The 13,339-nt window shown below is 41.7% G+C and carries 10 protein-coding genes; all 10 read right to left on the bottom strand.

Annotated elements, in window-relative coordinates; genetic code table 11:
• Positions 1-81: 81 nt before the first annotated feature.
• Positions 82-1,437: an AAA family ATPase gene (locus AC5YCI_RS08855; protein WP_496129404.1), complete on the bottom strand. Its 1,356-nt coding sequence runs from the start codon at positions 1,435-1,437 to the stop codon at positions 82-84.
• Between the two features lie 23 nt (positions 1,438-1,460).
• A complete protein-coding gene (locus AC5YCI_RS08850; protein WP_496129405.1) occupies positions 1,461-2,951 on the bottom strand; it encodes a UvrD-helicase domain-containing protein in 1,491 nt (496 codons plus the stop codon).
• Between the two features lie 9 nt (positions 2,952-2,960).
• The gene (hisIE, locus tag AC5YCI_RS08845; RefSeq protein ID WP_496129406.1) at positions 2,961-3,743 is read right to left on the bottom strand and encodes a bifunctional phosphoribosyl-AMP cyclohydrolase/phosphoribosyl-ATP diphosphatase HisIE; all 783 of its coding nucleotides are present in this window, start codon (positions 3,741-3,743) and stop codon (positions 2,961-2,963) included.
• A 189-nt stretch (positions 3,744-3,932) separates the two neighbouring features.
• Entirely contained in the window at positions 3,933-5,006 is a 1,074-nt protein-coding gene (locus AC5YCI_RS08840) for a patatin-like phospholipase domain-containing protein (protein ID WP_496175441.1), read from the bottom strand.
• Positions 5,007-5,087: 81 nt separating this feature from the next.
• Positions 5,088-6,803 (bottom strand): hypothetical protein, encoded by a 1,716-nt coding sequence (locus tag AC5YCI_RS08835; protein WP_496175440.1) that lies wholly within the window; start codon positions 6,801-6,803, stop codon positions 5,088-5,090.
• Between the two features lie 234 nt (positions 6,804-7,037).
• Positions 7,038-8,138, bottom strand: coding sequence for a hypothetical protein (locus AC5YCI_RS08830; protein WP_496129409.1), 1,101 nt, complete (start codon positions 8,136-8,138; stop codon positions 7,038-7,040).
• Positions 8,139-8,203: 65 nt separating this feature from the next.
• The gene (locus AC5YCI_RS08825) at positions 8,204-9,715 is read right to left on the bottom strand and encodes a hypothetical protein (protein WP_496129410.1); all 1,512 of its coding nucleotides are present in this window, start codon (positions 9,713-9,715) and stop codon (positions 8,204-8,206) included.
• A 254-nt stretch (positions 9,716-9,969) separates the two neighbouring features.
• Complete coding sequence (locus tag AC5YCI_RS08820; RefSeq protein WP_496175439.1) at positions 9,970-11,589, bottom strand: ABC1 kinase family protein; 1,620 nt, start codon at positions 11,587-11,589, stop codon at positions 9,970-9,972.
• A 17-nt stretch (positions 11,590-11,606) separates the two neighbouring features.
• On the bottom strand, positions 11,607-12,257 hold the full coding sequence (locus tag AC5YCI_RS08815; RefSeq protein ID WP_496129411.1) for a ubiquinone biosynthesis accessory factor UbiJ: 651 nt from the start codon (positions 12,255-12,257) through the stop codon (positions 11,607-11,609).
• A gap of 9 nt (positions 12,258-12,266) precedes the next feature.
• Positions 12,267-13,184 carry a bifunctional demethylmenaquinone methyltransferase/2-methoxy-6-polyprenyl-1,4-benzoquinol methylase UbiE gene (gene ubiE, locus AC5YCI_RS08810; protein WP_496129412.1) on the bottom strand — a complete coding sequence of 306 codons (918 nt, stop codon included), beginning with the start codon at positions 13,182-13,184 and terminating at the stop codon, positions 12,267-12,269.
• Positions 13,185-13,339: the final 155 nt, after the last annotated feature.

Genomic DNA, 13,339 nt, shown 5'->3' with positions numbered 1-13,339 from the left:
TATACGCCTACCTTTTTGAGATATTGCTTGATGATTGAGCAGATAGCGGCTTTTAAAGAAGGTCTCTCACTCAGCTCATTTTTAATTTAAATCGGCATTGGGTTGATCTAAATGTTCATCATGAACAGCATACTGTTGTAAATCTTGTAGTAATTGTTGTTTTTGTTCAGGTGTTAAGTCATTTTGGATTTGGCTAAGCAGTTGGTTATAACAGGCTTGCTGATCGCTTAAGGGTTCTGAAATCGCTAACGCCTCTTCATCTTGTAATAGGTGGGCATAGAGTTGGCTATATTGCTCATCTAAAATTTGCGCTTGAGTATGTAAGGGTTTCAGTTCTAAATCTTGAAATTGTAAATAATGATAGCGATTTTTTTGTTGTAGCAGTTCAGGTTGTGAGCTGCTTACAATAATTTGTAGTTTTGGAAAGGCTTGTTCAAGGCGGCTTAAAATCTCAAAGCTATGTGGCTCATCAAGCTGTTGCTCAATTTGATCAATCATTAAAATGCCATCACCCATTACACAGGGTTCAAGCTGCTGCGGATTTAGCACACATAAACGCCGAACCACATCACCTACGAGGGCAATCCACACTTTTAAACTATTCGAAAGCTGCTGATAAAGTAGCACTTGGCCGCGGAGTTTGACCTTAAGTTGAATTTTGGGTTGATATTCTAAAATTAAATCTTCAACTTCAGGTAACACAGTGTTTAAGCTTTTTTTGAGTGCAGTTAAATGCGGACGTAGCGGCTGCATATGAAACTGCGCTTGAAAACTGTCGAGATCAATTTGGCTTAAATGTTCTACATAAGCTGCACTATGGGCATTTTCAACATCGTGCATTTCACGTAGCCATTCAAAAAAACGGCTAAAGGTGGTGTAAGGAATATGGGCTAAATCATAAGCATGGATGGGCTGCAGAACTTGAGGATTATTTTTACTGAGTAAATTAACGTCGTTAATAAAGCGTTCTGCTGGATAGTAGGCAATTAGAGGTAAACCATAATCTGGATCATGCTTCAACACCCGTTGATACAGCTTGACTAAGTTTTCGAGTTGCGTGGTTTCCACAGTGCTCATGCTGCTGTTAGCCGTCTGGGTTTTTTTTAGTTGCCATGTGTAAAGTTGGCTGGTTTGATCAGTAATATTGAGTTGCTGGCTACTTTCAAATAAGGCTTGAGAAATTTTGACACTGATGCGTATTTTTGAAGCTTGGGTTTCATGGCGAATATCCTGCGCGACCATCACCACACCTGCAGTCTTTAAATCGCGATAACGGCCTTGGAACCAAGTGAGTGCATGATAAAGATTTTTCAGGAGTGTGGTTTTACCACTGGCTTGTGCACCGCTAATCACGGTTACGGGGCAGTCTTCAGGAATAGTCAAATCGAGTTTAGAAAAATGCGCAGTATTATGCAGATGTAATGCGTAAAGCTTCATAGGTCACCTTATAGTTGTTTACCCTATCTACACATTGATGGCGGCGTCTTCTTTTTTAATAATTGCATCAAGTCATAAATATGGTGAATATTTAGACTTACTTTAGCACGGGTACAGGCTACGTAAAGTAAACGTAACTCTTCGTCACTAATTTTATAATCGTTTTGATTGAGTTTAAATTGGTAGTCATCTTCAATATGCACCCGATTCCACTCTAAACCTTTGGCTTTATGCGCCGTGGAAATAATATAGTCCGCCTGACCAATGGGGGTGATTTTGGCTAAAGCGCGCTTTAAGGCATCAGTACCATGATCGTCCACCAATTTCACTAAAGGCTTAATATCACTGCCTTCATTGGTTTCGCAGTATTCATGTACATCATGCCAAGAATTAAACCAAGCCAGTTCTGGTACATCGTTAGGGCGGCGGCCTTGTTTGAGCATACTGGCTGCATCAACAAAACGACCTAATTTGGCATGATCCGCTTGTAAGCTAACTTTGTCACCTTGCACCAAACCTGAAAGCAAAAGTTCCATAGCACGTGCATTGGTGCGGCATAAAATCGCATCACGTTGTTTGCTATGCGCTTTACGAATCACTTCTGAGTTGAGCGCATCATAACCCAGCAACGGTACCGTTTCACCCAAAGCACTTAACAGGGCATTGGCATTGGCTGCAATTTCAGGGCCAAAACGAAAAGAGGTGGTGAGACGTGATTCAGGTAAAGGCAGTTTTTGCATAGCATTAATTGCACCGCGCCATGCATAAATTTGTTGATGTGCGTCCCCCACATAGATGACTTGTGAACTCTGCTGACGCAGCAAAATACCGAGCATTAACGGGTCGGCATCTTGGGCTTCGTCAAACAAAACATAATCGGCAGGGATGTTGGGTTCAGAGAGAGCCCAAAGCTTGAGATAAATATCATGCCCAATACCGGCTTGATGATTCGGATCAATCGATTCCAACCAACGCCGTTCCACCGCAGGATACAAATGTTTTTGTAAACTTTCGATATCGTCAGGATGCAACCAACTGGGTGCTTGTAAATGTCTAGGTGCAGGATATTGTGAACTGGTGGAACAGAAAAAGCCCACTGCATCTGCAACTAAACTGGCCAAGCGCGAGGGCATCAATACGTATTTTTCGTAGCGTCCACCCATGAGGCGACGCAAGGTGATGGGTTGTAATTGATATTCTTTGGCTAGAAAACTTGGACTTAAACGGGGCAGGCGCAGTTTGTCGGTAATGCCACGCCCAACGTTGCGATAAGCCAGTGAGTGAAAGGTACGGCAATCAACATTGCTACCAAATTTTTGTTGGGCTTCGGTAGCAATGGCTTTGTTAAAAGCCAAGTACATGCCACGCCGCTTGGGCATGGCATGACTCATCATCTGTAAAGTAGTGGTTTTACCTGTGCCAGCATAGGCAATCACTTTAAAAGAATGACCTTGGCAAGCTTGTTCAACGGCAACGGCTTGTTCAGCGGTGGGCTGATGATTCAATGCAGACACAGACAGCACTTAATGTTGACGGTTAGCTTTTTCAAGCAAACCTGATAGACCTTGGCGACGTGCCAATTCATTGAGAACCAATTGCACATCAAGGTCAAAGTAACCGAGCATGACAATGGTATGGAACCAAAGATCAGCTACTTCATAGACTAAATCGTTTTTGTTGTCGTCAGAAGCTTCAGCTTTAAAATCTTTTGCGGCAATAATCGCTTCTACGCTTTCTTCACCGACTTTTTCTAAGATTTTATTTAAACCCTTGTGATACAGCTTGGCTACATAAGATGAATCAGGATCAGCGGCTTTACGTTCAGCCATCATCTGACCCAAGTAAGATAACACTTCGACTTGCTCAGCTTGAGCCTTTGAGGCATTCATGGCAAGCGTATGGGGATTTGTAGATTTTTCGCCATAGATCGCACTTGGATCTTTAAGCTGTGCATCAACAATTTCCCAACCATTTGGCGTGAGTTTACGGTAGAAACATGATTCACGACCAGTATGGCAAGCAATACCGCCATGTTGTTCAATTTGTAACACAATCACGTCTGCATCACAGTCTAAACGGATTTCATGTACCGTTTGGAAATGACCCGATTCTTCACCTTTATGCCATAATTTTTGGCGTGAACGGGAGAAATACACCGCTTGGTTTTTCTCAGCAGTTAAGGCCAACGATTCACGGTTCATCCAAGCCACCATCAACACGCGTCCAGTTTGATGATGCTGTGCAATAGCAGGTACCAGACCTTGTTCGTTAAATTTTACTTCATCGAGCCATTGCAGATTGTTCATTGGATTCACCTAGTGCGTATAAAAGGAAAGTGCAGAATTTTGCGTGACTCATCTTAGCTCAATCATGGCGATTTTGACATGATCAGGACCAAAAAAATCCGATTAAGCGACAGTGCATGTCGTTATAGCCAAAAGCACAGCAAGCACTTTGGTGGTATCGTTGATATGCTGATGTCAGCGCAGATGGATTTATAAATCTTGTAGTACATCGCCCCAATTTTGTTTTTCGAGCAATTCTAAAAATTCATCCCCCAAACGCTGACTTTCACTTACGCTTTGCTGCCAGTATTTAATGCGTGTGGCCTGATCTAAACCTTTTAAAGAAAAGTCTTTACGATCGGGTAAACGACCCAAAGGCAGACTGCTTAAATATTCAGATGAGGGTGAAATCAGTAAGGTACGTGCTTGATTGCTTGGATTGGCACGGCGTTTGATGGTTTTATCAAACCAACCGGGAGTAATGGAATCAGTAAAATGCGGATAGAGCACAATGCCTTGGCTATTAAAAGGCAGGTCAATATGATAATCAATTAAACCGCCATCGCGATAACTGCCTTTGGCATTTGGAATATCTTTGACCGCATTCATCACTCCGGGGATAGATGCCGATGCCATCAGCCAACTTAAAATATTATCTTGATTGAGTTGATGATAATGCGTAGTAAATTGATCTTGTACCTGAAATTGTGAACCATGCGCAGGTTGACTAATCACGCGTTGCATAAATAAACGGTTGTTTTTACGCGATAAGGCATTGGTGCCAATAATTCCAACAATTGAAGCCAGTAAAGGAAGCGCACGATCACTTTGAAATACATGCCGAGCTTTGGCAGAAATAATGGTCAGATGGTAATCGGGATGATGAAGCATGTACTGTTCACGGCCTTGGACTAAATCCAGCAGCATCTGCTGACAAATTTGACCAATGTCGTGCATTTTCATATGTTTATCAAAATACAAATGCGTGTATAAATCAGCTAAGCGGCTTAAGCCTTGGCTTGCACCCCAAGCAGTGATACTGGCAAAACGCCATGCCCCAATGGATGAGCCAATTAAGGTGCGGCGTTTTGGGGCTTGGGCTAAAAAGTGGTCAAAAATGGCTTGGTCTAAACCAAAAATGCCAATGCCTTTTGGGCCGCCTGCGGCGCCGGGAATAATATCCACATCTTGCGCTTGTAAGCCGTGTTGTAAAAGATGTTGCTGAGCGACATGACCAGCACGAAGACTTAAAGCAGGAACAGATTTTTTTAGAATATAGCGCATTGTGAAAATGGGGATGCGTCAAAATAAAAAGATCAACAAGCTTAGCATAAGCCTGTTGATCTGCTGCTATATGAGATGGGCTTAAGGTGCGATTTTAAATTTAGCTGTTATCCCTGAACCGTAGCTATTTTCATTCAGCTGATAACGTTGACTTAACACGATTTTTTCTTCAGCGTTGTTATTGGCAATATGAATGTCAGGATGATCAATCACAGCGGTCAAAGTAACTGTTTCACCACTGAGCGGTAAGCGAGTTAAACCTGCAAGATGCGGTGAAATTTGTGACAGTACATTGCCGTTTAAGGCCACTTGACCATTTTGTAATACGTTAGTGGCAGTATTTAAGGTCAACTCTATGCCACGTACACTGCTTAAATTTGACTCTAAATTGAGTTGGGTACCAGCGGGTAGACTAGCACTTTGCAAGCTACCATTGGCATTAAAGCCTAAATCTAAGCGATCTACCGCAATTGTGACTTGTTTGTTGCTAAGGGTGTTAATTTTTAAGCCAGCACTTACACGCAAGCTTTGATTACGCAATTTGCCATAGCTTTCTAAGCCTAAGCTGATCCCGTTGAGTTCAGATAAGCCAATTGGATTAAGCAAAGATGCATTGAATTGGTTGAGGTTATAGCTTTGATTTAAAATATTAAAACTTGCCAATTTTAAATAATCAGCATAAAACGCATCAATATTACTCAAATCGTCAAATAGCGTATCGGGATCAATATTGACATTAAGATCAGACTCTTGAATCAGTTCAAGTAATTGATCAAGTGGTGCAAGTAAGGCATTTTCACTGTTGCTACTTAAGGCTGCTGCAGCAATTTCTGCCAATATTGTGCTTGTTTGTTCAGCAGGTAAGACTAAAACCTCAGCCAAATTGTCAACCAATTTACTGGTCACGACTGACTCTTTAGCAGCTTGAATATCTTCTTGGGTTGCTTGCTGAATCGCTGCTACACCTTGATTGAATGTGTTAAGTGGTAAACTTTGTAAGGTGCTTTCTACAGCTTGTACATTTTCTAAAATAGCAGGAGTAGCTAAGGCAGCTAAATTGGCACTCACTGCAGCGAGATTGTCTTGATATTCAGGTGGCAAATAGTCTTGCACAGCACTCAAGGTTTGAGTAATGGTGGCTTGAATAATTGCAGGATCTTGTAAGCTGCTAGGTTGATTATCTGCAGTTAAAGCTGAGCTTAGCGCAGCAAAAGCGGCTAAAGTAAACTCTTCTTGTGCAATACCCTCAGTCAGCGGTGCAATACTGCTTTGAATTTGTTCAATTAACTGTTGTACCACCACAGTTTTGGTATACAGCTCTTTATTTCGCATTGGATCAGCAGAAAGCAAGTTAGTGCCTTGCAGACCTAAGACGCGCGCAATTTGCTGCGCTGCAGCATTGACATTTTGACCCGACTCAACTTGCGCTTGAATTAATGTCGTAAGTGGCGACACAATGATGTCATTGGCATTAGAGCGTGGTGCCTTTAAGGTTGAGCTAAACGGTAAATTGGTGGCGCGGTCAAGACCACCACTAACATGAATCGTACTAGAGCTACAGTTCGTCGGAAATTTAAAGAAACCATTTTCATCAGTTTCTGCGGTTTCTGGGTTTTTTGTCGTGGCATTCATACAGTTTTTAAAAACCACCAATGCCCCAGCTAATGGACCATCGACTGCACGACCTTGTGTTGCAGTTACACTGCCACCACTACTACTCCCACCCCCACCGCAGCCAACCAATATAGCTGCAATAGATAAACTTAAAAAAGATGCATAAAAGGCTTTATTTTTCATTCTGATATCCATGTTTAGAGTAATTTTGTTAATAGTTATAACAAAAAAAATATAAAAAAAAACACTAAGCTAAAAACAGATTTTTGAAGCAAAAAATATTTCTTATGTCTTTTTAAGTGGTTTATTTTTATAAACATTTGTTTATTAATTGGTATTTAATTTAAATTTAATGTGAATCATAAAATAAAAAAAGGCATTTAATTTTTAATTAAATGCCTTTTTAGTCAAAATGTATTAAAAACTATGTAAACGTAGTCCAAGCGACGCTAGACCATAACGGCGCTCTAAACGTGAGGCAGTGGTGCCATTATATAAAAAGGGGATATGACCAACAAAGTTGTGCTGATACAGTTCACCTTGCACAAAAGCGCTCATTTTTGGAGTGAAATCATAACTTAATTTTAGTCCAAGCACATGATTGTCTTTAATCGCACTGTGACCAAACTGGGCAACACGATCATCAATATCTTTGCGCCATAAACGTTGATATTGGTAAGCGACTTGACTCTCAAATTGTTGATAACGCCAATTCCATGAGCCGCCTAGGCTGGCAAAATAGCTATCGTAATTGAGATCTTTATCTACCTCTAAACCGTAGTCTTGGGCATCGCCGGTAATCTCAAGTTGATGTACGGTTGAACCGCCAATTTTACAGGGTTCTGCCAATTGACCGCTATATTGGTTATTGGAATCTACGCTGATATCAGCTAAACAACCTTGATAACGGGTACGTAATTTAAGCTGATCAACCTCGACTTTGCTGTAACCTAAACTAGCAAAGGCATTGATCTGATTCATATGGTCAATTTTACGCGAGAAGAGCGCATCAAATTGCAGTTGTAAATCTTGTGGTTGATCGACGCTGACCTTGTCAAAACTATGCCCATTCACTTGGGTGGAGGTTGATTTGCTTAGTTCATCGCTACGATTGCCCCAAACACTGGCACGTAAAGCCAACGCGTCATTTTTTGCTAAAAATGGTAGTTCAGGCTGATAACGTACGCCCAATAAACCGGTATGGATGGTATTGGTATCAGGTGCTAAGTCGATATCACGATAATAATAGCTGCCTTCAATACTCCAATGGGGATTGAGTTGGTATTCAGCTGCAATATGTCCGCCAATATAGTCGCCACGGTCACCGCGCACACCTTCACTTTGACGCATATCAAATATATCAATGCTGTCGTTGACGGCATCAATTGCAACAGTGACCTTAAGTGCTGAGTCTTGTGCTTTAAAGTCATCGGCTTGTAAAAATAGATCATTGGGTGCAGCCAAACTATAGCTACTTAGACCTGAAGCGAGCGCAATGATCAGATATTTTAATTTCATGTCGTTATACATATATTTGAGGGTCGTAAAAAAAGGTCAGCACATGTGCTGACCTTAGGTCTAAATTATTTCAGTTTAAAGTAAGCCGCTAGACTTGGTGCCGAAAAGCTATAGTTTTTAATCTTCATCGTTGAGACTTGTAAACCTAAAGCAGGATCAATCTTGTAGCTGCTTGGTTCCACAAAAATCTTAGCATTCATTGTGTTGCCAGAGACAAGATTACCTTTATAGGTATTATAAGCTGACTCTAAGCGCGGATCGCTTTTCAGGAGTTGGCTCAATGAGATGGTGCGGTCATTGCTCACAACAAAGGTACGTGGTGCTTCAGTTTGAATATAAGAGACGCTGCCATTTTGACCTGGCACAGGGAATTTCATGCTTGAATCAACAGTCAGTAAAGTACCTTCTGTAATCGTTGCTGTCGCAATACGACCCGTCTTATCAAAAGTAACTTTGACTTCATCTAAAATCACGTCAATGGTTTCGCGACGATCACCACCTTGTGCTTGAACGCTAAAGCCTAGACGGAATTTATCTTCTAGCGCTTTTTGAGTGTTTTGAATACCAAAATTAAACTCTAGCACGCGATCTATGTCTTGAGGATCAAGCAGAATAGGTTGTGCTTGGCTTGAATTTTTCAGATCTAAGACACTGTAGTCAGCTACAGTAAAATTGCCATAGATCGGTTGCGTGATGATCTCAGGTGCCGGCTCTTTTAAGGTCTCTTCAAGAACAGCCTGATTTTCTGGCTTTTTCAATTCTGCTAATAACTGGTTTGCATCACCGGCTTGTTCAATCAAGGTTGCTAAGAGCGTTGATAATTTCATTGCGTCAGCAGCAATACCATCGATTAAGCTTAACGGAATGGTTGCATCTGGATTTTTTGCTTGTAGTTGTTGTTCTGCAACGCTAAAAGCTTGATCAAGAACAGTATTTAAAATATTTTCATCAAAGCTAACGCTACCATCTTTAAATAATGGCTTGTCTTTAACAATGTCAATCACAGCTAAGAAAGCGATTTGTGCAGCTTGATTGCCATTAAATACTGAATCGCCATTTATGCTTAAGTTTTCTAAGTTGTCTTCAATTTTGTTGACCAATTGCTGTAGAGCAAATACTGCTGCTGCAGTTTGGGCACTACCGTCAGTCACAGGGTTAAAGCGACTTAAATTTTGAGCATCTACATCAGTAATGCCTAAGTTTTCTAAAATTTTAGCCAATTGATCTTGTTGACCTGCATCAACCAAATGTTTTTCTAAGGTTGTTAATGGGGTCACTGCAAGTTGAGTAGCTTGGTTGAAATCTGTGCTCTTTAATTGTAAGCGACCGGTAAATGGTAAGCCTGTCCCCGTATCTGTACCGCCTGTGATCAGCATTTCTGAGTTTTGGCAGGCTTGTGTGGTTTTAAAGCTAAATTGACCTTGAGCGTTGGTTTTAATCGAAGCACAGTTTGGGTTACTAAACGCAACCGTTGCATCTTTTAAGTAAAAGTCTACCGCTACACCATTAACTGTGGTGCTGGTATAGGTTGGAGCAGAGCTGCCACCGCCGCCGCCACATGCGGCTAAAGACGCCATTGCAGCACAAAGTAGAGAGATTTTTAAATTTTTGCTAAACATACGTAGACCAGCCCCAGATAAAAATAATGATTTTTTTGATAGCTTTAATTGCAACAAAGTAGCATTAAACTAATACGTAAAATTACATTGAGTTTGAATTATAGGCAGAATTTTTAGAAATACGAGTCTTTATGTACTGATTTTGTAGTTTTTTTAAAATATTGAACTCGGTCACAAAAAAAGACCGTTGCTTGAACGGTCTTTATGTAGTTTTATTTAGCAACTCGCCATAGCGCGAGTAAGCTACTCACAGCAATGAGTACCCAAGAAACGTACCAAGGAGCAATCACAGCAATCGCCAATAAAATGGCCATGATACTGCCAAATAACCATGAGCGCTTTTGTTGATGTTCCATTTGCAAGCGTAAATGTTGTAATTCACGCAATTGTTTTTCTTGCCAAGCAGACTGATTCTTTAAACCATTGAGGCTATCAATCATTAAGGTTGGGAGATCTTGGGCACCTAATAATAAATCTGGAATTCTTTCACCCAACTCTTTTAAGTTTTTCTGTGGGTTCATTTGCGCTTTTACCCAATCAGTCAAGATGGGTTTGGCCAATTTCCAAATATCAAGCTGCGGATAAAGATCTGTGCCTAAGCCTTCGACATGCACCAAAGTTTTAAGTAGCAGCATCAATTGTGGCGGAATTTCTAAATGGAAACGACGCGCAATATCCATTACTTGTAGCAAGATACCAGCAAAATCTAATTGGTCCATGGGTTTAGAGACCATAGGACCCACGGTACGGCGCATTTCACGCGCTAATTCATCTTGATTAGTCCCAGGTGGAATCCAACCCGCTTGATGCACAATTTGAATGAGCTGTAAGAAATTACTGTTCATCACGGCAAGTAACATGCGCGCTACCGTCATCTGGTCGCTTTTTGACAGTTCTCCCATAATGGCACAGTCGAGCGCGATATAACGTGGATTACTTGGATTAATGGTTTCGACAAACACATTTCCCGGATGCATATCGGCATGGAAAAAGTTATCACGGAAGACTTGGGTAAAGAAAATCGTCAGACCTTTTTCGGCTAAATCGGCGCGATCCATGCCCATTTCATCAAAGACATGAGTTTCAGAAATCGGCACACCTGTAATCCGTTCAGCCACCATCACATCGACGCTATCCATATACACTTCAGGCACATACATCATGCTTGAGCCTGTAAAATAATGGCGCATACGACGGGTATTGTCCGCTTCTAAGGTTAAATCCAACTCATTTAAGATGGTTTGACGATAGTTTTGGATGATTTCGGATAAATGTAGGGCACGCGCAGCTTCAAGGCGTTTTTCTAAAGTGATACCTAACCATTGCAGGATTTCAAAGTCTTGTAATAGTTGACGTTTGATGTCGGGACGGGTGACTTTAACCACCACTTCGCGACCATCATGCAGCGCTGCGGTATGCACTTGCGCAATTGAAGCTGCGGCCAATGGTTGTTCGTCAAAACGCGCAAACAGGGTGGCAATATCGGCTTTTAAGGCGTTTTGAATACGCATTTTAGCCACATCAGAACCAAAAGGTTTGACCCGATCTTGTAATAACACCAACTGCTGTAAGACTTCAGGTGGAATTAAATCACGACGCGTAGAAAGCAGTTGACCTAACTTAATCGCTAAAGGCCCCATATCTTCTAAAGCTTGTTTAAGCTTTAAAGGATTGTCTTTTTCTTTGCTTGACCACGCAGCAGGGTGCAGGCGAATTAAATTTAAAATGGGGCGGGCTTTGGCAGGTAATTCTTCGGCAGGAAACAACGTGTCGAGTCTATAGTGCGCGGCGATGCGCCAAAGTTCGAGTAAACGTGAAACATGCGGAATCATAAATGCCATTACCTAAGTTAAGAAATTTTTTGTTGCAGCGCTAAAATTTTCGCTTCAGCACGATCAAGATTTTGTTGTAAGCGACGCGTCGCTTGTTGTAAGTCATCCATTTGCCAACGTGGGGCAAATAGACCGGAATCTTCTTTTAAATAATCTTCGGCAATAAACGCTTGGCTTTGCAGTTGATCTTTGAGGACTTTGGGTAAGTGCTGTAGCTTGCCAATTTCATGCGCAATATTTGCACCTATCCACGGGCTTAAATGTGCTGCTAAATCCAGCTCACTGCTTTGCATAATGCGTTGCACATCTTGCAATAAACGGTAATCACCTTGCAGAGGGATTGTACCCACATCTTCACTCACGAGAAGTTTTAGCAGTTCAACTACGCTGCCTACATGCAAAGTTGCAGTGGCGCTTATGGGTACATTGACTGGATCAAAAGGGCGCTGTTCAAAGATTGATGGTGCTTGACTTTGACCTGTGGCAGTAGGTTCTAAACGTACCTTGCCATGGTCAAAAAATACATCCACCGACAGTTGTGGTGAGTCAATCACCACACGCAGCATTTTGCCTTGCAAGCTGTTGAGCTGAATGCGCGTAATCGCATCCAGATCAATCAAATGATGCATAAAGCGCTCGATTGCCCCTAAGGCAAGAATCGACCACATAATCAAGCCTTAGAGTTTAAAGCCACGGTGCACTGCGACAATACCACCTGTTAAGTTGTGGTAGTCACAGTTGCTAAAGCCAGCATTTTCCATCATACCTTTTAAAGTACGTTGGTCTGGATGCATACGAATCGATTCAGCTAAGTATTTATAGCTTTCTGCGTCATTGGCAATGATTTTGCCCATCACAGGCAATGCAGTGAATGAGTATAAATCGTAAAGTTTTGAGAAAGGTTCAAACACAGGTTTAGAGAATTCTAACACCAGTAAACGACCACCTGGTTTAAGTACGCGGTACATCGCTTCTAATGCTGCATCTTTATCGGTGACATTACGTAGACCAAATGAAATAGTTACTAAATCAAAGCTGTTGTCTGCAAATGGCTCTAAAGTTTCAGCATTGGCTAGAACAAAATCTACGTTGGCACAGCCGGCATCTAATAAACGATCACGACCGACATTCAGCATCGATTCGTTAATGTCAGATAACACTACGTGACCCGTAGGGCCAACTTCACGGCTAAAGACTTTGGCTAAATCGCCTGTACCGCCTGCAATATCCAGCACGTGTTGACCACGGCGTACACCTGACATGTTAATCGCAAAGCGTTTCCATAAACGGTGAATACCAAATGACATGAGGTCATTCATAATGTCGTATTTAGCGGCCACTGAATGGAACACTTCAGCGACTTTTTGCGCTTTTTCTTCGCTATTCACAGTTTGATAGCCAAAGTGGGTTTTTTCACCCACGTTACCGGTATTGGCACCGCGCGGTAAGTTGTATTTGGGAATAGCACGTGGCGCATCTTGCTGTACGCTTTGTTGCTGACCCTGAGGCGCACCTTGTGGTAGTGGCTCAGTTAAGAATGGGCTCACTTTGTCTGTGTTCTGTGCGTTAGTCGGCGTTTGATTTTCGTTAGACATGAGTCTCACTCCTAACCGGGAAATAGAGTTAAAAACAGTGCTGCATCATGACAGATTATAAAGCGTTGTACAGTCATGCAGCCTTGAATGTGTTCCATAATATACAGAAAAAAAGCACACTTGTTGTATTTATAGCGCAACTAAACATGCTTCAA

Source organism: Acinetobacter sp. CY17 (assembly GCF_059515825.1).
The sequence above is the reverse complement of the archived record's forward strand: the minus strand, read 5'-3'. Positions and strand labels throughout refer to the sequence as shown.

What these genes read in the sequence shown, in the direction of transcription:
- AC5YCI_RS08855 (WP_496129404.1), bottom strand. Translation starts at nt 1,437, where the DNA reads ATGAAGCTTTACGCATTACATCTGCATAATACTGCGCATTTTTCTAAA.
- hisIE (WP_496129406.1), bottom strand. Translation starts at nt 3,743, where the DNA reads ATGAACAATCTGCAATGGCTCGATGAAGTAAAATTTAACGAACAAGGT.
- AC5YCI_RS08840 (WP_496175441.1), bottom strand. Translation starts at nt 5,006, where the DNA reads ATGCGCTATATTCTAAAAAAATCTGTTCCTGCTTTAAGTCTTCGTGCT.
- AC5YCI_RS08835 (WP_496175440.1), bottom strand. Translation starts at nt 6,803, where the DNA reads ATGAAAAATAAAGCCTTTTATGCATCTTTTTTAAGTTTATCTATTGCA.
- AC5YCI_RS08830 (WP_496129409.1), bottom strand. Translation starts at nt 8,138, where the DNA reads ATGAAATTAAAATATCTGATCATTGCGCTCGCTTCAGGTCTAAGTAGC.
- AC5YCI_RS08825 (WP_496129410.1), bottom strand. Translation starts at nt 9,715, where the DNA reads ATGGCGTCTTTAGCCGCATGTGGCGGCGGCGGTGGCAGCTCTGCTCCA.
- AC5YCI_RS08820 (WP_496175439.1), bottom strand. Translation starts at nt 11,589, where the DNA reads ATGATTCCGCATGTTTCACGTTTACTCGAACTTTGGCGCATCGCCGCG.
- AC5YCI_RS08815 (WP_496129411.1), bottom strand. Translation starts at nt 12,257, where the DNA reads ATGTGGTCGATTCTTGCCTTAGGGGCAATCGAGCGCTTTATGCATCAT.
- ubiE (WP_496129412.1), bottom strand. Translation starts at nt 13,184, where the DNA reads ATGTCTAACGAAAATCAAACGCCGACTAACGCACAGAACACAGACAAA.